20 protein-coding genes, 2 tRNA genes and 3 pseudogenes are annotated in these 20,481 nt (G+C 71.7%); 10 read left to right on the forward strand and 15 right to left on the reverse strand.

Annotated features, from left to right (window positions below; genetic code table 11):
- Positions 1 to 23 precede the first annotated feature (23 nt).
- Complete coding sequence (locus B056_RS0121220) at positions 24 to 1,181, forward strand: molybdopterin-dependent oxidoreductase (RefSeq protein WP_018503872.1); 1,158 nt, start codon at positions 24 to 26, stop codon at positions 1,179 to 1,181.
- Complete coding sequence (locus B056_RS0121225; protein ID WP_018503873.1) at positions 1,178 to 1,639, forward strand: hypothetical protein; 462 nt, start codon at positions 1,178 to 1,180, stop codon at positions 1,637 to 1,639. Before B056_RS0121220 ends, B056_RS0121225 begins: the two co-directional genes overlap by 4 nt.
- A gap of 16 nt (positions 1,640 to 1,655) precedes the next feature.
- Here the strand turns inward: B056_RS0121225 and B056_RS0121230 are convergent, their stop codons facing one another.
- Genes B056_RS0121230 through B056_RS0121240 form a run of 3 tightly spaced genes read right to left on the reverse strand, consistent with a single transcriptional unit; the run spans position 1,656 to position 3,915 of the window.
- A complete protein-coding gene (locus tag B056_RS0121230; RefSeq protein WP_154677159.1) occupies positions 1,656 to 2,357 on the reverse strand; it encodes a class I SAM-dependent methyltransferase in 702 nt (233 codons plus the stop codon).
- Positions 2,354 to 3,091, reverse strand: coding sequence for a TIGR04282 family arsenosugar biosynthesis glycosyltransferase (locus B056_RS37460; RefSeq protein WP_018503875.1), 738 nt, complete (start codon positions 3,089 to 3,091; stop codon positions 2,354 to 2,356). The genes B056_RS0121230 and B056_RS37460 overlap by 4 nt, the downstream gene beginning before the upstream one ends.
- The gene (locus B056_RS0121240) at positions 3,088 to 3,915 is read right to left on the reverse strand and encodes a glycosyltransferase family 2 protein (RefSeq protein WP_018503876.1); all 828 of its coding nucleotides are present in this window, start codon (positions 3,913 to 3,915) and stop codon (positions 3,088 to 3,090) included. The genes B056_RS37460 and B056_RS0121240 overlap by 4 nt, the downstream gene beginning before the upstream one ends.
- A gap of 163 nt (positions 3,916 to 4,078) precedes the next feature.
- On the opposite strand from B056_RS0121240, the gene B056_RS0121245 reads away from it, so the two are divergent.
- The 3 genes from B056_RS0121245 (at position 4,079) to B056_RS0121255 (ending at position 7,081) form a co-directional block, all read left to right on the forward strand.
- Positions 4,079 to 4,804, forward strand: coding sequence for a response regulator transcription factor (locus B056_RS0121245; RefSeq protein WP_051105707.1), 726 nt, complete (start codon positions 4,079 to 4,081; stop codon positions 4,802 to 4,804).
- A gap of 3 nt (positions 4,805 to 4,807) precedes the next feature.
- Complete coding sequence (locus tag B056_RS0121250) at positions 4,808 to 5,965, forward strand: sensor histidine kinase (protein ID WP_018503878.1); 1,158 nt, start codon at positions 4,808 to 4,810, stop codon at positions 5,963 to 5,965.
- 69 nt (positions 5,966 to 6,034) lie between these two features.
- Positions 6,035 to 7,081 (forward strand): NAD-dependent epimerase/dehydratase family protein, encoded by a 1,047-nt coding sequence (locus B056_RS0121255; protein ID WP_018503879.1) that lies wholly within the window; start codon positions 6,035 to 6,037, stop codon positions 7,079 to 7,081.
- 52 nt (positions 7,082 to 7,133) lie between these two features.
- Here B056_RS0121255 and B056_RS46115 read toward each other — a convergent pair.
- From B056_RS46115 to B056_RS45435, 4 genes and pseudogenes are all read right to left on the reverse strand, one after another.
- Positions 7,134 to 7,255, reverse strand: a pseudogene (locus B056_RS46115) (SfnB family sulfur acquisition oxidoreductase); the annotation flags it as partial.
- Between the two features lie 25 nt (positions 7,256 to 7,280).
- Entirely contained in the window at positions 7,281 to 8,744 is a 1,464-nt protein-coding gene (locus B056_RS0121260; protein WP_084647217.1) for a DUF1254 domain-containing protein, read from the reverse strand.
- Positions 8,745 to 9,179: 435 nt separating this feature from the next.
- Positions 9,180 to 10,142: a GNAT family N-acetyltransferase gene (locus tag B056_RS0121265; protein ID WP_018503882.1), complete on the reverse strand. Its 963-nt coding sequence runs from the start codon at positions 10,140 to 10,142 to the stop codon at positions 9,180 to 9,182.
- Positions 10,139 to 11,152 carry a DMT family transporter gene (locus B056_RS45435; protein ID WP_018503883.1) on the reverse strand — a complete coding sequence of 338 codons (1,014 nt, stop codon included), beginning with the start codon at positions 11,150 to 11,152 and terminating at the stop codon, positions 10,139 to 10,141. Before B056_RS45435 ends, B056_RS0121265 begins: the two co-directional genes overlap by 4 nt.
- A 156-nt stretch (positions 11,153 to 11,308) precedes the next feature.
- Here B056_RS45435 and B056_RS0121275 point away from each other — a divergent pair, with 156 nt between their 5' ends.
- Positions 11,309 to 11,812: a CGNR zinc finger domain-containing protein gene (locus B056_RS0121275; protein WP_018503884.1), complete on the forward strand. Its 504-nt coding sequence runs from the start codon at positions 11,309 to 11,311 to the stop codon at positions 11,810 to 11,812.
- A gap of 91 nt (positions 11,813 to 11,903) precedes the next feature.
- Here B056_RS0121275 and B056_RS0121280 read toward each other — a convergent pair whose 3' ends face one another.
- Complete coding sequence (locus B056_RS0121280; protein ID WP_018503885.1) at positions 11,904 to 12,092, reverse strand: Rossmann-fold NAD(P)-binding domain-containing protein; 189 nt, start codon at positions 12,090 to 12,092, stop codon at positions 11,904 to 11,906.
- 106 nt (positions 12,093 to 12,198) lie between these two features.
- Between B056_RS0121280 and B056_RS42970 the strand changes: the two are divergent.
- Positions 12,199 to 13,002: pseudogene (locus B056_RS42970) on the forward strand (IS5 family transposase).
- A gap of 12 nt (positions 13,003 to 13,014) precedes the next feature.
- Here the strand turns inward: B056_RS42970 and B056_RS0121295 are convergent.
- From B056_RS0121295 to B056_RS0121315, 5 genes and pseudogenes are all read right to left on the reverse strand, one after another.
- Positions 13,015 to 13,401: pseudogene (locus B056_RS0121295) on the reverse strand (integrase); the annotation flags it as partial.
- A gap of 584 nt (positions 13,402 to 13,985) precedes the next feature.
- A complete protein-coding gene (locus B056_RS0121300) occupies positions 13,986 to 14,585 on the reverse strand; it encodes a DUF6036 family nucleotidyltransferase (RefSeq protein WP_018503889.1) in 600 nt (199 codons plus the stop codon).
- Complete coding sequence (locus B056_RS0121305; protein ID WP_018503890.1) at positions 14,563 to 14,982, reverse strand: hypothetical protein; 420 nt, start codon at positions 14,980 to 14,982, stop codon at positions 14,563 to 14,565. Before B056_RS0121305 ends, B056_RS0121300 begins: the two co-directional genes overlap by 23 nt.
- Before the next feature lie 110 nt (positions 14,983 to 15,092).
- On the reverse strand, positions 15,093 to 16,292 hold the full coding sequence (locus tag B056_RS0121310; RefSeq protein ID WP_018503891.1) for a hypothetical protein: 1,200 nt from the start codon (positions 16,290 to 16,292) through the stop codon (positions 15,093 to 15,095).
- 28 nt (positions 16,293 to 16,320) lie between these two features.
- Entirely contained in the window at positions 16,321 to 16,632 is a 312-nt protein-coding gene (locus B056_RS0121315) for a hypothetical protein (protein WP_018503892.1), read from the reverse strand.
- 529 nt (positions 16,633 to 17,161) lie between these two features.
- Here B056_RS0121315 and B056_RS0121320 point away from each other — a divergent pair.
- The 3 genes from B056_RS0121320 (at position 17,162) to B056_RS0121335 (ending at position 19,670) form a co-directional block, all read left to right on the forward strand.
- Positions 17,162 to 18,226: an integrase core domain-containing protein gene (locus tag B056_RS0121320; RefSeq protein ID WP_018503894.1), complete on the forward strand. Its 1,065-nt coding sequence runs from the start codon at positions 17,162 to 17,164 to the stop codon at positions 18,224 to 18,226.
- Between the two features lie 218 nt (positions 18,227 to 18,444).
- Positions 18,445 to 19,032 (forward strand): sensor histidine kinase, encoded by a 588-nt coding sequence (locus tag B056_RS0121330; RefSeq protein ID WP_268258384.1) that lies wholly within the window; start codon positions 18,445 to 18,447, stop codon positions 19,030 to 19,032.
- Positions 19,029 to 19,670 (forward strand): response regulator, encoded by a 642-nt coding sequence (locus B056_RS0121335; protein ID WP_018503897.1) that lies wholly within the window; start codon positions 19,029 to 19,031, stop codon positions 19,668 to 19,670. Before B056_RS0121330 ends, B056_RS0121335 begins: the two co-directional genes overlap by 4 nt.
- A gap of 584 nt (positions 19,671 to 20,254) precedes the next feature.
- Here B056_RS0121335 and B056_RS0121340 read toward each other — a convergent pair.
- A tRNA-Phe gene (locus tag B056_RS0121340) sits at positions 20,255 to 20,331 on the reverse strand.
- Between the two features lie 42 nt (positions 20,332 to 20,373).
- Positions 20,374 to 20,448, reverse strand: a tRNA-Asp gene (locus B056_RS0121345).
- Positions 20,449 to 20,481: the final 33 nt, after the last annotated feature.

The following is a 20,481-nucleotide window of genomic DNA, read 5'->3' on the forward strand; positions in this document are numbered from 1 at the left end:
CGTCGCCCACTTCGCCCGAGCGGTTGCGCCGCGGACCGTTCCGCCCCGGAGCCTTCAGCAGCCGCCTGCACGATCCGCGGATGGCGTCGCTGCTCGGGATCTGGCTCGGTGTCACGTTCGGGACGGCGTTCGCCACCGGGCTCGTCTCGCACTTCATGCAGCATCCGCCGAGCTGGCTGCACTGGTGGTCACGGCCGGTCTGGTTCTACCGGCTGACCCAGGGGCTGCACGTCACGACCGGGCTGGCGAGTGTGCCGCTGCTGCTGGCGAAGCTGTGGACGGTCTATCCGCGGCTGTGGGAGTGGCCGCCGGTGCGGACCGTCGCGCACGCGCTGGAACGGATCTCGATCGTGCCGCTGATCGCCGGTGCGGTCTTCCAGCTCGCGACCGGCGTCGCGAACATCGCCCAGTGGTATCCGTTCCGGTTCTTCTTCACCGTCACGCACTACTGGGTCGCCTGGATCACGATCGGCGCGCTGGTCGTGCACATCGCGGCGAAGTTCGCCGTCGTCCGGGCCAACGTCGGCCGCGGCCGGGCGGCGCGGGCACAGTTGACCGACCGGGTCAGCCGCCCCGAGCCCGCCGGCGACGGACTGTCCAGACGCGGGTTCGGCCTGGCGGTGGGCACCGCCGCCGGTGTGATCACGGCGACGACGGCCGGGCAGTTCGTTCCCGGGCTCGGTGACACCGTCCTGCTGGCGCCCCGCAAACCCGGTGTGGGGCCGCAACGGCTACCGGTCAACCGGACGGCGGCCGCGGCCCGCGTGCTCGTCGTCGCCCGGGACCCCGGCTACCGGCTCACCGTCGTCGGGCCCCGGCCGTTCTCCCTGTCGCTGGCCGAGCTGAACGCGTGGAGCCGCACCACCGTGCGGCTTCCGATCACCTGCGTGGAGGGCTGGGCGGCGGACGCGACGTGGACCGGTGTGCGCCTGACCGACCTGCTCGACCGGGCCGGCATCCCGGCGGACGCCGGCGTGCGGGTGGAGTCCCTGGAATCCCGGGGGGGCTACCGGACCAGTGAGGTCGGGCCGACGCACGCCCGGGATCCGGCGACGCTGCTGGCCACCCGGCTCGGCGGCGAGGTTCTCCACCTCGACCACGGCTACCCGGCGCGGCTGATCGCGCCCAACCGGCCGGGGGTCCTGCAGACGAAATGGGTGCACCGGGTGGTGATGGTGTGAACGGCACCGACCGTGGCCGGATCCTGCGCCGGCTCGCGCGCGGGTTCGCCGCGCGCGGGCTCGCCGCGCTCACGGGTTTGGCGGTGGCCGGCTACGGCATCGCCGGGCTGATGACGCACACCCGGGCCACCCACCCGGCGAACTCGCTGGCCTGGCTGCTGACAGGGATCGTCGCCCACGACGTGGTCGTGGTGCCGGTCGTCGCGCTGATCGGCCTCGTGCTGAGCCGGCTCGTTCCCGGGCCGTACCGCGCGGTGGTCCAGGGGGCCCTGATCGTCTCCGGATCGGTCGCCCTGGCCAGCCTTCCGCTGTGGCGCGGCTACGGCGGCAGCCCGGGCAACCCGTCGGTCGACGCGCTGCCCTACGGGCGCAACCTGCTGATCGTGCTGGGCGGTGTCTGGGCGGTCGCCTCGATGCTCATGGCCTACCGATGGTGGCGGTCGCGCCTCCCGGGCTGAGACCGACCGCCACCGTTCACTCGGCGGTGCCGGGCCTGGGCCGACCAGCTGGACCGAGCCCGGCGAAGTACCGACCGGCTCGTTCGGACACACCGGTGACGGCCAGCCCGGCGGCCTCGGCGACCGGGCCGATCCCGTCCACCCCCACCGCGGCCCACCGGAACGGAGCGCTGGTGACACCCGCCGCTTCCAGCGTCGCCAGGTAGCTCCGCGTCGGCCGGCCGGGAGCGTCGAGCTCCACCAGGGCACGGCCGTCGCGGGCCAGCAGCGTCGCCACGCGGCTCAGCAGCCGGACCGGATCACCGCCGATGCCGATGTTGCCGTCCGCCAGCAGGATCTCGCGCCAGTCCCCGGCACCCGGGACGGGCCCGAACACGTCCCGGTGCAGCGCCACCGCCCCGGCGCGCCGGGCCAGCAGGACCGCACCCGCCGCGACGTCGATGCCGAGCGCCGGCACGCCGCGGCGGACGAGAGCCGCGGCGATGCGCCCGGGACCGCATCCGACGTCCAGGGTGGGCCCGGCGCAGGCCTCGACCATCGCCTCGTCGCCCGGGACGAGGCCGCCCAGCCACTGATCCACCGGAAGTAACCCGCGTCCCGCGGGATGCACCGCCCACAGGCCGACGGCCGGAGTGCGCAGCGCGACCTCGTAGAGCTCGCTCGGATGAGGCCGGGGGCGAACGTCACGTGGCCGGACCCACGCCGCCTGGGTGGTCATCCCCACTCCCCCGCCGCTCCGACCGGCACCGCGAGTCGCGGTCGGAGGTCGTCGACGACCGCGGCGAACCGGCTGCCGGGTGCGAGGGCGGCCACCGGCGCCACGTCCGCGACGGTGTCGACGTCACGGAGCACGGCCAGTTCCCCCACCCGCAGGCCCGCCGCGCGCAGCCGGGCACGCTGGTGCGCGCCGGTCTCGGCTGTCGACGTCCGCACGCCCCGCACCAGGCTGCCGTCCGACGAGCGCAGTCCCAGCGCCCACCAGCCGCCGTCGAGCGCCCGCCCGAGGACGGCGTCGGAGCCGGCGCGCATCCGCCGCGCCGCGGCGACCAGATCGTCCTGGTCGAGCTGCGGGGTGTCCATCCCGATCAGCAGGGCGGGCTGTCCGTGCACGGCGTCGAAGGCCGCGGCGAGACGGACGTCGAACGGTCCGTCGGTCTGACCGACCACGGTGAACTCCGGCGGCAGCCAGGGACCCGGCTGACCGTCGAGGACGACCATCGGCCGGGCCCTCAGCGTCCGGCTCGCGGCAGCGACCGCGTCGAGGGTGTCCGCGAGCGCGGCAGCCGCCAGCCGGGCGGCCTCGGCCGGGCTGTAAGGAGGCGTCAGACGGGTCTTGACCCGCCCGGGCACCGGTTCCTTGGCGATGACGAGCAGGTACAGCCCGGCGGCGGACTCCGGCCGCCCGGACACGGCGGCCGGCTGTTCGTGGTTCTCTTGACCGCGGTCGGTCATGGCAGCCGGCGCAGGATCGCCGACATGTCCCGGACCGCGCGGGCGGTTCCGGTGGCCGTTCCGGTGACCTTGGACCTGCCGCTGCGGGGCAGGTACCGGACGTCGGACTCGGCGATGTGCCAGCCGGCGGCGGCCGCGCGGGCGACGAGCTCCAGTGGATAGCCGAACCGTCGGTCGGTGATCCCCAGCCTGAGCAGATCGGTCCGGCGGGCCACCCGCATCGGACCCAGGTCACGGATCGGCACCCCGCACCGCCGCCGCACGGCGGCTACGACCACGGCGTTTCCGACCCTGGCGTGCACGGGCCAGGCTCCGGCGGCGGCCGGTCGCCGCCGACCGAGGACCAGATCCGCCCGGCCGTCGGTCACCGACCGGACGAGCCGCGGGAGCTCGGCCGGGTCGAGGGACGCGTCGGCGTCGCAGCAGCAGACGACGGTGGCGGTGGACGCGAGCAGGCCGGCGTGGACAGCGGCTCCATAGCCACGCTGGGGCACCGAGACCACCTCGGCGCCGAGTTCCCGAGCCAGGCGCGCCGAGCCGTCCCTGGACCCGTTGTCGGCGACGATCGCCCGGTAGCCGGCTGGCAGGCGCGAGAGCACCCAGGGCAACGCGGCAGCCTCGTCCAGGCACGGGAAGATCACATCCACCGTGTCGGCGAGGCCGGGGGGAACCGCGTCGGCGAGGCCGGGGGGATCGGCTGACGGTGCCGAACCCTCCGACTCCCGGGAGACGGCGGATGCTCGCGGACCCGCGGATCCGTCCCCTTCGACATGTCCGGCCGGGGGCCGGTGGGCGATGCCCGGCGAACCGCGTTCAGCGACCATGGGCCGCACGCTAGTCACCGAACGTGCTCACAGTTCTTACGGAACGAGGAACGAAGCGGGTAGCGGGGCCGCCCGCGGCGACACCGCCGGCAGAGGTTACGAATCACGAACGTCCGACCGTGCCGCGCGTCCGGGGCGTATCCCCCCGTCTACCGTGGGCGGCGTGGCACGGGTCCTGCTGGTCGATGACGACACCACGGTGGCCGACGTCGTCAGCCGGTACCTGTCCAACGCCGGCTTCGAGGTGGACACCGCGGCCGACGGCTGGGCCGCGCTCGCGGCCGCCGAACGGAATCCACCGGACCTGGTCGTGCTCGACCTGATGTTGCCGGGCCTGCCCGGCCTGGAGGTCTGCCGCCGGCTGCGTGGCCACGGTCACGTTCCGGTGGTGATGCTCACCGCGCTGGGCGCGGAGTCAGATCGGATCACCGGCCTGGAGACCGGTGCCGACGACTACGTGACCAAGCCGTTCTCGCCCCGTGAGCTCGTCCTGCGGGTCCAGTCCGTGCTGCGGCGCACCCGGGAACCACCGCCGGGGGTCGCCGGCCGGCCGGTCCTGCGTGGCGGCGGCCTCGTCGTCGACGTCGCCGCCCGGACCGCCACCCGGGACGGGCGCACGCTGGCGCTCACGGTCCGCGAGTTCGACCTGCTCGCCTTCCTGCTGCGGCATCCCGGCGAGGCGTTCTCCCGGGCGGCGCTGCTGGAACGGGTCTGGGGCTGGACCTACGGCGACACCTCGACCGTCACCGTGCACATCCGCCGGCTCCGGGAGAAGATCGAGACAGATCCGACCTCCCCCACCGTGCTCACCACCGTGTGGGGCGTCGGCTACCGGTGCGACCTGACCGTCAGCGCCGTCCCCACCGGCGGGTCGACGGGGGGCGGCTGAGCGGTGGGACCGAAACTGCAGATCGCCGCGATCGCGCTCGCCTGCTCGATCACGGCCCCGGTCCTCGCCGCACCGGCGCTGCGCCGGTTCCGCCGTGCCTCGCTGGGCGTCTGGGGGGCCGCGGTCATCGCCATCGGGGTGAGCGGCATGGCCGCCGCGGTCGCCGTCACCGCCCAGGCGATGTTCCTCTCCGACCACGACCTCGACGTCGTACTCCTCGTGGTCGCCGTCTCCGGGACGGTGACCGCCCTGATGATGCTGTGGCTCGGGTTGCCAGTCGCGCGTGCCTCCAGAGCACTCACCGACGCCGCGGGCCGGCTCGGCGGCACCGATTACCACCCGCTGGCCACACCGCCGCCCAGCGCCGAACTCGCGGCGATCGCCCACGCCCTCGACGAGACGCACGCGCGGCTGCTGGCCGCGCTGGAACGCGAACGGGCCCTCGAAGCGAGCCGCCGGGAACTGGTCTCCTGGGTCAGCCACGACCTGCGCACCCCCATCGCGGGAATCCGGGCCGTCGCCGAGGCCCTCGACGACGGTGTCGTCGACGACCCGGAGACCGTCGCCGCCTACCACCGGACGATGGTGTCGAACGCCGAGCGGCTGACCACACTGATCGACGAACTGTTCGAGCTGTCCAGGCTGCATTCCGGAGCCCTGGAACTGACCCTGGAAAACGTCCGGGTCGCCGACGTCGTCTCCGAAGTGATCTCCACCGCCGATCCGATCGCCCGTGCCAAGGGCGTCCGGCTCACCGGCCAGGTCGATGAGACCGACCGGTTCGAGGTGGACGTCGTCGAGGTCGGACGAGTACTGACCAACCTGGTGGCCAACGCGATCCGGCACACCCCCAGCGACGGCGCCGTCGCCGTCGCCGCGACGGTGGCGGACGGACGCGCGGAGCTCTCCGTCTCCGACGCCTGCGGCGGCATACCCGCCTCCGACCTCGACCGGCTCTTCGACACCGGCTACCGCGGCGAGAGCGCGCGGACCCCCCCGAAGACCGGCCAGCACGCCGGTTCCGGCAGTGGCACGGGGGCCGGCGCCGGCATCGGCCTGGCCATCGTCCGCGCCGTGGTCGAGGCCCACGGCGGCGAGGTGAGCGTCCACAACATCACCGGGGGATGCCGGTTCGTCGTCGGTCTCCCCGCCGCTTCCTGACCAGACCGCCACGACGCCGTCAGCGGATCGTAAGGTCCAGCGCGTGGGCCCGGCGATACCGTCGCCGACGTGCGCGTACTCATCACCGGCGGGGCCGGGTTCATCGGCTCCCACATCGTCGACCTCCTGCTCGCGGCCGGCGAGGAGGTACGCGTCCTGGACGCGCTGCTGCCCGACGCGCACCGGCGACAGCCTGAGATCGACGACCGCGCACATCTCCTGATCGGCGACGTACGCGACGCGGACCAGGTCCGCGCCGCCCTGGCCGGTGTGGACGCCGTCTGCCACCAGGCGGCGATGGTGGGCATGGGCGTCGACCTCACCGACCTCCCGGCCTACGTGTCCCACAACGACCTCGGCACGGCCGTGCTCCTGGCGGAGATGGCCCGCGCCGGAACGCCGCGCCTGGTCCTGGCGAGCTCGATGGTCGTCTACGGTGAAGGCGCGTACCGGTGCGCCGTGGACGGCCCGGTGCGCCCGGCTCGCCGGCTGGAGGCCGACCTGGCCGCGGGCCTGTTCGAACCGCGCTGCCCGGCATGCCGGCGGCCACTCGAACCGTGCCCCGTCACGGAGGACGCCCCGCTCGACCCGCGCAGCGTCTACGCGGCTACCAAACTAGCCCAGGAGAACCTCTCCGCCGCGTGGGCCGCGGCCAGCGGCGGCAGCGTCATCGCCCTGCGTTATCACAATGCCTACGGGCCTCGAATGCCGAAAAACACCCCCTACGCGGGCGTCGCGTCCATCTTCCGCAGCGCCCTGGAACGCGGCGAAAGCCCCGCGGTGTTCGAGGACGGCGGCCAACTTCGCGACTTCGTGCACGTCACCGACATCGCCCGGGCCAACGGGCTCGCCCTGAAATGGCCCGATGCCGAACCTGGCCGGTTGAACGCGTTCAACATCGGAAGCGGCCGGGCGCACACGATCGGCGACATGGCGGACGCCCTCGCGCGTGCGCACGGCGGTCCAGAACCGACAACCACCGGCCGCTACCGTCCGGGCGACGTCCGACACGTGTTCGCGTCCTCCGCCCGGGCCGGGGAAACCCTCGGCTACCACGCGGCGGTCACCTTCGACAAAGGGATGGTCGACTTCGCCGGCGCGCCACTGCGCTCCTGACCGTCGGCTGCCCCTCAGCGCCGGCCCATCGTGCGGCGGCACCGAGCAGCACTCAGAGCTGTCCGTGCCGCGGCGGACGGGTACCCGACAACAGCCAGCGGCCGACGTGCTGCACCTTCATCGCGTCGGGTCGTGAAGGGTGTGGGTACGGCCGTCGCGCCGGTAGCGGTCCAGGCCGAGAGCCGCGGGCCGCCGGGCCTCAGGAGAGCCGCTCGATGGCGGGTGGGTGCCAGGAGTCGCGCAGGGCGGCGTCGGTCGGGATGTAGGCCCGGATCATGAGACTGAACGGGCCGTCCGGGGCCGGCAGCCAGTTCTGCCGGTGTCCGGCCGGCGCGGTCTTCGACAGGTAGATGTCGATCGACCCGTCCGGGTTCACCGCGAGGTCGCTGCGGTCCCCCAGCGCGTAGCGGCGCAGCGCGTTCGGCACCAGGAACATCTCGTCGTCGTACATCGTCACCGACCAGAATCCGGCGGACCCGACCGGCGGCAGCTGACCGGCGGCGAAATGCATGCGGTAGGTGTTGGCACCGTTCAGCGCCTCGCCGCCCAGATCCGGGCCGGACCAGTAGTACAGCGACTCCTCGGGGACGTTCGCGCCGAGCCCGACCACCGCGACCGCCGAGCGCGGCAGGTACTCGGTGCCGTAGGTGCCGCCCTCGAAGCTCCCCAGCCAGGTCCCGGACGGCGTGAGGACGTCCTCGGCCGCGTCCCGCACCTTCGCCTCGCCCGCGGTGACCCCGGCCTGGAGCGCGGCCACCGTCGCCGGGTCACCCGTCGACGGGGTGGAGCCCGGGACGACCCCGACGCTCGCGAGGGAGGTGAGCGCCGGGGCGTCCGCGGCCGGCGGCGGGTCGGCGGCGAGCACCGCGGCCAGCTCGTCGAAGAACGCCGCCCCCGCGTCGTCCGGGGTCTGTGGATCGGGCGGGTTCGCGCAGTCCACCGCGGGCAGTGTTGGTGGCACGGTCCCGGACTCGCCGAGGTCGGTGACCGTCAGCGTGTACCCCGCCTGCACGGCACGGGCCGCGGCCAGGTCGCCGTCGCCGCGCACCAGCGTCCGGCCGAGCGCCCAGACGTCCCAGCTCGGCGCCGCGACCACGGTGGTGCCCGCGGGCGCCGTCCCGGTCCAGCCCGGCGGGGTGATCAGGTAGGTGCCGGGCTGTGAGCCGTTCTGCCTGGTGCCGAGGTCGGCGAAGGTGTTCGAGTAGATGTCGAGCAGCTGGAACACGACGTAACGGTCGGTCGTGTCCGGCAGGGTGAGGCGCACCGGGCCCCCGCGCAGGTCCAGCCAGGCCGACGAGTACAGGGTGTCGACGTTCGGCGCCACCACGCTTCGGCTCAGCGGTGTCGACAGGGTGGGGGCGTTGGCCAGCGCGTCGGTGCCTCTCGCGCACACGAAGTTCGCCCTGGTCCGGGCCATCGCGACCGGGCTGTAGCCGTAGACGTAACCGTCCGTGGCCGCATCCTCGGGCGAACCGGCGGGCGTCGACGTCGTCGCGGGCACGGCCGTCGTGGCCGCCCGCGCCGGTGCCACGGCCACCGCCGTCGTCAGCGCGCCGGTCGTCACCAGCGCGACGGCGGCGGCACGGGCCGCGCGACGGCGGGCTCCCCCGGCGCCCGGTGTTCTTCTCCGTCCCCCCGACACGACCCTGTTCGGCTTCGACATCCGCGCTCCCGTCGTCGGCGACGCCATCGCGGCCAGTCTTCGACGAGATCATGTGAGGAACGTGTATACCGGTCGGATTCTCCGACGATCGTGACGAACATGTTCCGGCCTGCATGCGATGCTCGCGGTCCGCAACGAGAAAAGACCGCTCCCATGCCACCCTGCCCCAGCCGGCGACGGAGGCGGTAACCGCCGGTCTGGCGGGGGTCGTCGTCGTCCGGCAGGGGCGACCCGGCCGATGGCTGGTCCTGCTTCGTCCACCCGGCGCCCTGTTGCGCCGAACTCCACGCGCGGGCGTTGGAGAACCTCCGGTGAGAGGGCCGCGTCCGACGACCCGCGGCGGGCGGCGGCGGTGGACAGCGTCGTCGGCGTGCTCGGCGACGCCCGGCCGTCTCCCTACTCATCGGCGAACTCGCCTTCCCGGCAGTGGGCTGTTCAGGTGTGTTTCACGAGCACGGCCCGGGTGTAGAGCAGGTCGAACCCCTGGCGCTGCGCGTTCTGCTGGGACTTGGAGCCGGGTTGGGTGGTGACGACCGCGATGTCGCAGCCGGCGGTGACCGCGTCGGCGAGCCGGGCGGCCAGCAGCGCCGACTGCACGCCGCGGCGCCGGTGCGCGGGCGCCGTCGCCGCGCCGGTGAGCTGCGCGACCCCGTCGGCCGTACGCATGCTGGCGCCACCGGCGACAGATCCGTCACACAAAGCGAGGTAACGCCGGACACCGGACGCCGCCATGTCGCGCACGGCGTCCACGAACACCTCGCGCGGGAAGTCCTCGTGCGAGGGCACCCCCTGCGTGTCGGGGTGGGCGACGCCGTCGAAGACGACGTCGAGCCACAGCTCGAACTCGTCGTCGCCGCTCGGCCGGACCTCGATGCCTGGTGGCCTCGCCTGCTCCGGGCAGCCGTCCAGGACACGGCCGAGCACGTTCTCGAACGACACGAGCCGGTAACCGCGACCGGTCAGCAGCTCGCCGACCGCCGGGTCGGCGAGATGGGCCAGCTCGACCTGGACCGGGGCGCCACAGGCCGCGAACGCCCGCTCGACCTCGTCGAGGTCGGCTGCCTCGGGCGCTCCGGCGAAGCCGAGTCCGGCGATTTTGTTCAGCGGTGAGCCCTCGTCGGCGAAGCTCGCCACGCCGCCGGCAAGGGGCGCGGCGAAGCCGGTCGCACCCGGGCGACGGCGGCGGGCCGCCTCGCTGCCTTCGGTGATGAGCTGGGCTTCGACCCGCTCGATGCGTTCGGCGAGGGCCATGTCGCAGAACAGCGGCCGCCCGTCAAGGCGGTGTGGCACGGGGACTCCCAGAGCTGAGGCCTGCGGTTCGCAGGTGGTTGGAGAAGCGAGCACGACCGGGTACGCCAGCGGCGGCATGACACCCAGGTCGCAGGAGAACATGATCATGACTCCTTTTCGTGATGTCCACGCGCACCGGCGTGGACCTCGACCATGGCCGGGGGTTCGCCGGTGGTGCGACCCGTCAGGTCGTCGAGCGGATGTTGCCGGGCGTGAGCCGAGCCCCTGAGCAGGAGCAGTGCCAGACCAGCGAGGACGGCTGTGCCGCCCACCAACTGCAGTGTCGTCGGGCGCTCCCCGAGGAAGGCGACGGACGTGACCGTGCCGACCACCGGTGTCAGATTCAGCAGCTGACCGGCACGGGCGGCGGGCACCCGGCCGATGCCCCGGTTGAACGCGACCCCGCTCACTACGCCGCAGAGCGCGACGGCGGCACACGCGGCCCAGGCCGTGATGCCGGCAGTACCCAGCCGGCTGCCTCCCTCGATCCAGGCGACGGCGGCAAACGGTGCCATGCTCAACGCTCCGCCGGTCGTCTGCCAGGCGCTGGCGTTGACGCCGTCACCGACATCGCCGTAACGGCGGGTGGCGACGAGGAACACCGCAGCCGCGACGACCGCGCCGAGGACGAGGAGATTGCCGGCCGTCATGTTCCCTCCGGGTCGGTCGACGCCAGGCTCCAACGCCACGAGCGCGCCGCCCGCGAGACCGACGACGAGCGCGACCACCCCCCGGCCGGGCAGCCGTTCCCTCAGGACGGCAACAGCCAGCAGCACCGACAGCAGGGGTTCGGCCGCCAGCAGCAGGCTGCCGTTCGAGGCGCTGGTGCGGGCCAGCCCCAGGTCGCCCAGCAGAAACGCCAGGCCAGGCACCAGCGCGCCGAGCAGCAGGTGCCGCCCCGCCCCGCGCCGGTGCAGCCGCCCGGTCGCCGCCGCCGTCCCGAGCAGTACCGCGGCGGCCCCGCCGAGTTCGACCGCCAGCAGGTCGGCCGGGCGCACGGCATGCAGGGCGGCCACCGAGACGGTGGTGCCCACCCCGTCGACGGCGGCGGCGACGATGATCGACAACTCGCCGGCTCGGGCCTGGATGCCGGTCATGGTGCCGTCGTGCGGTGCCACCGAAGCCTCCCGTCCTGACACCACCCCACCGGTGATGTAACCGCCGTAACGATTACACCGGTTATCCAGATGGTCAACCGATTAATCTCGTACGGTGGTCAGGTGACGCGGGAGCCGGATTGGCCAGGCCTTTCGGACGAGGAACTCCTCGTAGCGGTGGCCAACACCGGGCACGGCGAGCACGACGAACTCGCCGATCCGCCCGCGATGCGGGCCTGGTGGGCAGGCCTGGACGCGCCGACCGACCTGGGACCCGTGCGGCTCGACACCCCTGAGGACCTGGCGACGCTTCGCGCTCTGCGCGCCGTGGTCCGCGGCCTCGCCCTGCGTAACAACGGCATCGACATCCGGGTCGACCCGGCCGGGCTCGACCGTCTCACCCTGCGTCCGGATCTGCGAGGTAGCCCGTCCCTGCGCGCGGTCGGCCCTGACGGGCTCGTTCGCGACGTCTGCGCGGCCACCGTCACGGCCCTTCTGCGTGCCACGGCGCGACCCGGCTGGCCCCGGCTCAAGGCGTGCCGGGGGGCGGACTGCCGATGGGTCTTCATCGACAGTTCCCGCAACACCTCGCGGCGCTGGTGCGACATGGCCGCGTGCGGGAACCGCGCCAAGAGCGCGTCGTTCCGCATCCGCCACCGCGTCTCCGAGGCGGCTGGCTGAACCGCCCGGCTCGACCTGGCCGGCCGGCCAGGTCGAGCCAGCCGGGCGGTTCCCGCGGCGTTTGCACCCTCTTCCGAGGGCGGCGCCCAGGTCAACCAGCCGGCATCTCCTCCAGCCGGACCGGGTCGGCCAGGTACACCGAACCGGCGCCGGCCGAGGCGTCGTCGGGCCACGCGACGCTGCCGCCGTCGGCGACGCCGTCGAGGACGCGCGCGGCGACGACCTCGGGCGCGGCCTTGTCGGCATCGACCCCGGCGAGCGGCGGACCAGTCGCCAGCATCGGACCGTTTGCGCAGTTCGGCGCGCTCGGCGCGGGCACGGCCCGCAGGTTACTGTAAGAGGGTGTCTCGTGTGGCTCTCCGGGTACATCTTTGATCATGGATGTGATGGAGAACAGCCTGGCGGTGCGGCTGGTCCCGGACGATCTGTGGGAGCTGGTGGAACCGCTGGTGCCACGGTTCGACACGCGCCGCCAGGGCGGTGGGACCGCGCCGATCGCCGATCGGGCGGTGTTCACCGCGGTGGTGTACGTGCTGACCGCGGGATGTTCCTGGCGGCATCTACCGGCCGAGTTCGGAGTGTCGGTGCCTACCGCGCATCGCCGGTTCCAGGCGTGGACCCGGGCCGGTCTGTGGGCCCGGTTGCACCAGGCGGTGCTCGACGTCCATGGCGCCGCTGGTGATCTCGACTGGTCTTCGGTGATCGTGGACGCCGCCAGCCTGCGGGCGAGAAAAGGGGGTCTCTGACCGGTCCGAACCCGGTCGATCGCGGCAAGGCGGGCTCGAAAATCCATGTCCTGACCGACGGGGCCGGGTTGCCCCTGGTCGTGGCGGTCTCCACCGCGAACCTGCACGACAGCCAGGTCCTGATCCCGCTGGTGGCCAGCATCCCCGCGGTCCGCTCCCGGCACGGGCCGCGCCGGCGCCACCCGGACACGCTGCGGGCGGACAAGGCCTACGACCAGCCGGACCTACGTCGTTTCCTGCGTCGCCAGCGGATCAGAACGCGGACCGCCCGACGCGGCGTGGAGAGCACCGAACGTCTCGGCCGGCACCGGTAGAACCCTGGCCTGGCTGGGTGGATACCGCCGGCTGACCCTGCGCTACGAACACCACGGCCGGAACTTCCTTGGCTTCCTCTGCCTGGCCGCCGCGCTCACCTGCTGGAAGAAACTCCCGCACCCCACATGAGACACCCTCTTAAATCCTGCGGTGGCCCCAGGTCGGGTTCTCCTGCGCGAGGCGCAGGACCAGCTCGCGGATCTCCCGGCGGACCGGCGGCCGTCCGGGTGTCTTGCGTGGGTGGGTCCATCGTCGTGCGGGGAGGTCGCGGTGCCAGCGCAGCACGGTGGCGGGGGTGACGAAGGACGAACCCCGGCGGGCCCGGGGTAGCAGCCGGGACAGGGCTGCGGGGATCACCCGATCCGCCGGTTCCAGCGCTGGGCGGTGGACCTGTCGTCGCAGCACCGCCACCTGGTGTCGCAGGACAAGGAGCTCGACGTCCTTCGCGGTGTCCCCACGCATCCGGAGCAACATCGGGCCGAGAGCGTTGCGTGTCAGGGCGTAGAGCAGCGACCACACCATGACCATCCAGCCTGCCCGACATGGGCCCCGTCCGGCGGGTAAACGCGCAGGTCACCGCCCAAATCGGGGTTCTGGAGCCCCACAGGCTGGACGTTCGACTGGGCCGCCTGGTCGCCCGCGCAGGCAGCCGAATGGCGCGGCCTGGTGACCCTGAAAGCCGTACAAATGCTGCGCGCGAACGGACGTCTGCGCTAATACGAGCGGGACCTGCGCAGCATGACTCGCGAAGAGGCCCGACTCAACACCGGTGACCGAGCTCTGGAGCCCCCCAGGACCTGCCCGAGCGAACCAGGCAGCGGTTCGGATTGTGCGAGCTTTGCACCAAGCAAGAAGTACGACAAAATGCCAGGTCACACCAATAGTCACAGTGACCAGTGGGCAGGGGCGGGGACAACCCGAACCACCAGCCCACGATCCCCGGGCCCACGATCAGCATCCCCGATCACACGAACAGGCCGCCTACCGGCGGAGACACACGGCGACGCCGCCGTGCGTCCGCCACCGACCCATCGACGACGGCTGCCGGATTAACTTGCAGGGCCGGGTCGCGGGCACAGCCCAGGGGTAGGGCGCCCCACGCCTGGGCCAAGTCAGGTCAGGTCAGGCAGAGCCCCCCCGTGAGCTGTGCCGTCGGTGCCGTCCTGGAGCGCATCGACGATCTCTTCGAGGAGGAACTGGACCTTCGCGTCGATCGGGCGGCCGCGGTACACGGACTGGACGAGGTCGAGGCCTTCGTCCACGGTGGTGTAGCCGAGCGTGCGGTACAGGAACACGATGTCCTCGGCGTCGGCTTCGACGCGGGCCGCGAACAGCTTCATCGCGAGCAGGTACTCGGCGGAGGCGACGTCAACGGTGAGGTGGTCGGCTTCGAAGTACCTGGTCGCGGCCAGGTCCGGGCCAGGCAGGAAGCCTTTCACCGCATCGTTGAGCCAGTCGGCCGAGAGGCCATGGCGCTCGGCGAGCGCGGAGGCCGCGGCACGGACGACGTCGGTGGGCAGGAAAACGGCGTCAAGATCGCGGGTTGATCGGGTCGCATCGTAGACAAGGGCGAGCGCGGCGCCGCCGACCAGGAAAAGGTCCGCCTTCGCGCCGCGCAGGCCCAGTTCGTCGTTGAGTTCCTGGAGCAGGCTGGTGATCGACTCACGGCCGAGACCCGGGCTGGCCATGTCACGCCCGCTGGAGCGCGCCACCGGTGATGAACACACCCCGCTTACGGAACGACAGCGGGGACTCGACCAACGCCCGAGGATGCAGACCCTTCAACGTGGTGACGAACCACCAAGGCACTGCCTCCAGCGCCGGATCGCGCACCCACGGGGGGGGCTGCCAGCCGTCTCTACGGGCGAGGTGTTCTCCGAGCGCGGCGAGTGCCGCGTCCACTCGACGGTCGCCGGACAGCCGTGGGCGGTCGGCCCACATCGCGCTCGCGGCCTCGAGGCCCTGATGGCGCAGCACGCTGGTGTAGTCGTCGAGCATCTGAATCACGGCGTGGCGCCAGACGTCCTGCAGGCGGGACTCGGCCGCGACCATGCCAGCCGCGACGGCCGCGGCGTCGTCAACCGTCCGGAACGCGCGCAACGAGTCCACGTCACTACAGTACGCCGCTGATCATGTCGCCGGCCTCCACCGGTGACCTCCGGCCAAGCCGTCACCTCCGCCCCCCGACTCGCCCGCATCTCCGTCCGCTCTCGCGTCATCTACCCGCCCTCGTCGAGACAAAGCGGGCTGCCGGCCGCCCCGAGGCCGGCGCGGTCGAAACGGGCGATCAGGCTGGGCTTCCGGAGATGCTCCTGGCGCAGGCGCGTGCACCGCCGGGCGAACTCCGCCGTGGTGCCGGCACGTGAGGCCAGCGCCCGCAGATCCCCGAGGAGGTCGATGGCCGCGTCGTAGTCGCTCTGCCTGCGGGCGTCGATCAGCACGTCGACGCGCCCCCAGGCCATGTCCTCATCGCGGGCCAGAGCGTCCAGCCGTTTCTCCCGGGCCAGCCCACGCTCCCGGGCATCGCGAGCATCCTGCTCGGCACGAGCAGCCTCGGCGTTCCGCCGGTGTTCCTGGCGGATGTCCGCGGCGGCGTCCAACAGGTGGGCGACCGTACGGCGGGGACGGCCATCCCGGCGGGGATCGGGCTCGCCACGAAAGCGTCGCAACACTTCCCTCTGGACCCGGGCCCCGTGGCCCTGCGTGACCTGGAGCAGGAGCTTCTCCTTGTCGCCGGCGGGAAGATCCTTGATCCACCTGGCCAGTGCGCGGGGATCGTCCCTGGCCTGGGCCGCAGGCGGACTCGCCTGGGCCGCGCTGGCAAGCAGATCGGCGTCGAGACGGAGGAAGTCCGCCAGGGCCCGCTGCGGCGCGGTCAGGGAACCCAGCCCGGCGGGCAACGGTGGCTCGAGATCGTCCTCGGCCTCGTCGTCGAAGGCCTCCTCGTCGCGTTCCCACACCCCGTAGCCCGCCAGCCAGGCCAGGTAAAGAGGCCGCAGATCACCGGCGGCGAGTTCGGCACGGACACCGACGATCGCCGACAACGAGTCCTCGGCGCCCTCCACCCAGTCCCCGCCCTCGTCCTCGCTACTCAGATCGAGGACGAGATGCTCTCTGGTGGTCCAGGCGGTCACCTGCGGATCGACACAGTACTGCTCGGCGACCTTGAGGCCGAGAAGGGCACGGGGCAGGCGGAGCATCACCCGGTGGGTGCCCCAGCTGGCAAGATAGAGATGGGCGTCATAGAATCGCTCCACCATCTTCCGAGGATCACCACGGAAGTCACCCCAGTGGTATTCATTGGTGAAACTGGTGGCGGTGATCCTGGCCCGGGTGGACAGCGCACGGACCTCGTCCTGCTGCCGTGCGTCCAGAGGCCGGTCGACGGCCAGGAACTCGTAGTACTGGTACGTGGACATCCTCTACCTGATTTTTGTCACGTCGCCGTCAGAGCGCCCAGCGCCGGTAGGCCTCGATCCATTCCGCCCCACCCGGAGGAGGGTCGGGCAGCGGCAGATCCAGAATCCCGATTGCCTGGCGGTACCTCCCACGGGCGCAGACCGCGACGATACCGCTCCCAGACAGCAGATCGATCCCCATCACCGTCACTTCCACGCCCAGGACGGCGGTCCGGAAGGGAACAGCGAGACTGTCCCCGATCACGGCATGAAACGCCGTGAGCTGTTCGTCCTCACCATAGGCATCGACGACGGCACGCTCGACCAGCACATCCAGCTCGACGTCACTCAGCTCCGCCATGGTCGGCAGCCTACCAACGGCGATGGGCGGACAATCCTCGCCGGCTCTCGCCCTGCCTGCATGAAGGTATGACCGGGTCCGTGGCCCGCCCGCCGCCACGACAGTCTGCTCGCGACCGCCCGCGCCCGTCGACAGCACAGGGCTTACCACCTACGTGACGCGCATTCCGACAACCGGCGGCGGGAGCTGTCAATCGCTGTGACTCCGGCATCCCTTGGCCGCAACCGCGAGCCCGTCATCACAGGTGGCCAGGCTGCTCACGCTCCAGCCCCCAGTGGGTTCGAATGATTTCCGAGACCGGGTACATCTGGTCCCCCTTGCCGCTTACGAAGCCAGACCTACTCCGCGACGGCGGGCCGGTCGATCCGGGCCTGAATCAGGCGTGGCACGAGGACGCCAGCCCGCTCGAGGTACCAATCCCCACTCCCTGGGCGCGGTTCGAGACTGTGGGGCTCCACAACCCCGATTTGGGCGGTGACCTGCGCGTTTGCCCGGCGGACTGGGCCTGCGTCGGGCAGGCTGGATAGTCATGGTGTGGTCGCTGCTCTACGCCCTGACACGCAACACTCTCGGACTGATGCTGCTCCGCGTGCGCGGCGACACCGCGAAGGACGTGGAGCTCCTCATCCTGCGACACCAAGTGGCAGTGTTACGACGGCAAGTGAACCGTCCGACGCTGGAACCAGCGGATCGGGTGATCCTCGCAGCCCTGTCCCGGCTGCTCCCCCGAGCCCGCTGGGGTTCGTTCTTCGTCACCCCCGCCACCGTGCTGCGCTGGCACCGCGACCTCCTCGCACGCAAATGGACCTATCCACGGAAGTCGCCCGGACGGCCGCCGGTCCGCAGAGAGATCCGCGAACTGGTCCTGCGCCTCGCGCAGGAGAACCCGACTTGGGGCCACCGCAGGATCCAGGGCGAACTGATCGGGCTGGGCTACCCGGTCGGAGTCGCCACCGTCTGGCGGATCCTGCACCGCGCCGGTGTCGATCCCGCACCCCGGCGGGCCGACGCCTCCTGGCGGACGTTTCTGCGCGCCCAGGCGTCCGGCCTGCTGGCCTGCGATTTCTTCACGGTGGACACCGTGTTCCTGCAGCGGATCTACGTGTTCTTCGTCGTCGAACACGCCACCCGCCGTGTTCATGTCCTCGGGGTCACGAAGCATCCGACCACGGCCTGGGTCACCCAGCAGGCACGGAACCTGCTGATGAATCTCGAGGAGCGCAGCCACCGGCTCCGGCTCCTTCTCCGTGACCGCGACACGAAATTCACGGCCTCGTTCGACGCTGTCTTCACCGGGGCCGGCATCGACGTGGTACGCACACCCCCGCAAGCCCCACAGGCGAACGCGATCGCGGAACGCTGGGTCGGCACCGCCCGCCGTGAATGCACCGACAGGCTGTTGATCGTCTCCGAACGGCACCTAACATCGGTCCTCGACAGCTACGCCGAGCATTTCAACACCCATCGGCCTCACCGCTCCCTCAGCCAGCACCCACCCGACTCGCCACCCGTGGTCACCCCGACGTCGAATTCCACCGTCCGGCGCACCCGCATCCTCGGCGGATTGATCAACGAGTACCGTAACGCCGCCTGACACCTCCCGCGGAAGATCCTCAACCGCAAAAGGCCAGCTCACCGGCCGAAACCCGGATTCTGGAGCCCCACAGGCGCGACTTCTCGCGCGACGACGAGGACCTGCTCGCGGACCTGGCCCGCTACGCCGCGATCCTGGTCCGCTCCGAGCAGCTGAGCGAGCGGCTGCGCGAGTCCCGCAGCCGCATCGTCTCCGGCCGGGAGGAGGAGCGGCGGCGGCTGCGCCGGGACCTGCATGACGGGCTCGGGCCGTCCCTGGCCTCGCTCGTGCTGAGGCTGGGCGCCATCCAGTCGCGGACCGAGCCGGTGGAACGGGACGCGCTGATCGTCGAGACACGCGAGGAGGTCAGGGCGGCGATCGCCGAGGTGCGCCGGCTGGTGGACGACCTGCGCCCACCGGCGATCGACGAGGTCGGCCTGCTGGAGGCGATCCGGCAGCGCGCCGTCGCGCTGTCCGGTGCCGTCGCGTTCGAGGTGACGGGGCCGCCCGCCCCGCCGCTCCCGGCCGCCGTCGAGGTCGCCGCGTTCCGGATCGCGTCCGAGGCGATGACGAACGCCGCCCGGCATTCGGGCGCGAGCCGGTGCCTCGTCGGTGTCGAGCTGACGGGCACCTTCGAGCTGACGGTCAGCGACAACGGCCGCGGCGCCACGCCCGACGCCCACCCGGGGGTGGGCTGGGCGTCGATGCGGGAGCGGGCTGCCGAGCTCGGTGGAAGCTGCACGATCACCAGCAGGCCCGGGGGCGGCCTGATCGTGCGCGCCGTGCTACCGCTGGGCCAGGATGAGCCCGTGGAGATCGACGCGTGATCCGGCTGCTCATCGCGGACGACCACCCGGCCTACCGCCGCGGCCTGGAGCTCATGCTCGGCCCCATCGCGGACATGGAGATCGCGGGCGCGGCCGCCACCGGCGTGCAGGCCGTCGAGCAGGGCTTGGCGCTGTCGCCCGACGTGATCCTCATGGATCTGCGGATGCCCGATCTCGACGGCATCGAGGCCACCCGCAGGCTGCGCCACGCCGGCTGCGCCGCCGCGGTCGTCGTCCTGACGATGTTCGAGGACGACGACTCGGTCTTCGCCGCGATGCGGGCCGGTGCCCGGGGCTACCTGCTCAAGGGCGCCGACCAGGACGAGATCGAGCGGGCGGTCCGGGCGGCCGCGGCGGGCGAGGCGATCTTCGGCGCGCAGATCGCGCAGCGCGTCATCGCGCACTTCGCCCAGGGTGCCGGATCGCCGGCCGTCGCCTTCCCGTCGCTCACCGAGCGCGAACGTGAGGTGCTGGAGATGGTCGCCGCCGGAAAGGGCAACGCGACCATCGCCCACGAACTGATGATCAGTCTCAAGACCGTGCGGAACCACGTGTCCAACATCTTCACCAAGCTGCAGGTCTCCGAACGCTCCCAGGCCATCGTCAAGGCACGCGCGGCCGGCCTCGGCAACCCCTGACGTCCTCGACGGCCGCAGTCATAGACGGCCGTTTCGCAGCCCTTGGGTACGTCACCGCGCTCCGCTGATCGGTTCACGTCTCCCAGACGTCCCAAGACCGCCCGCCGCTGAAACGGACGGTCCGGCCGCTCCGCTGCGCACGTCGACGCAGGTCACACGGCTGCATCAGCTAGCTCCGTTAGGTTATGCGGCGCATGTGTAGCTACCGATGTAGCAACAGCCGGCGTCCGTCCCGAGAGCCACGAGGCGAGCTGGACCGCGAGTGTGGACGCGCAGGTCCCACGCCTTCAGCAGCGCGTCCAACGCGGAGCGGCGCCGAGTCTGGGTCCGGAAGCGGACGCCTGACCAGGACACTTGCGCAACGTCGGACGCGATCGGAGCGGCACCGCGACGGGCGAGAGCCGGCTTGACCGTGTTGCCCCGAAGCGGACGGTCTGCGGGAAGCATCTGTGCAGGTCAGCGGGGGTGTACGGGTGACCGTCCGCCGCCTGCCTACGGTCGGCGTTGCTACACCCGTTGCTACATAACGATCTACAAAACACTCTAGATGATCTCTGTTGCGAGGTAAAATCGCTGGTCAGAGGTGGTGGGCAGGGGCGGGGTCGAACCGCCGACCTTCCGCTTTTCAGGCGGACGCTCGTACCGACTGAGCTACCTGCCCATGTCTTGTGCTGTGTTGCTGGTGCTGCGCTACCAACTAACGCGGTCCCGACGGGATTCGAACCCGCGACCTCCGCCTTGACAGGGCGGCGTGAACTCCAGACTTCACCACGGGACCATGTGTCAATCTTCAGTTGTCACTGCGATCATC

This window comes from Parafrankia discariae (assembly GCF_000373365.1).
GTDB lineage: Bacteria > Actinomycetota > Actinomycetes > Frankiales > Frankiaceae > Parafrankia > Parafrankia discariae.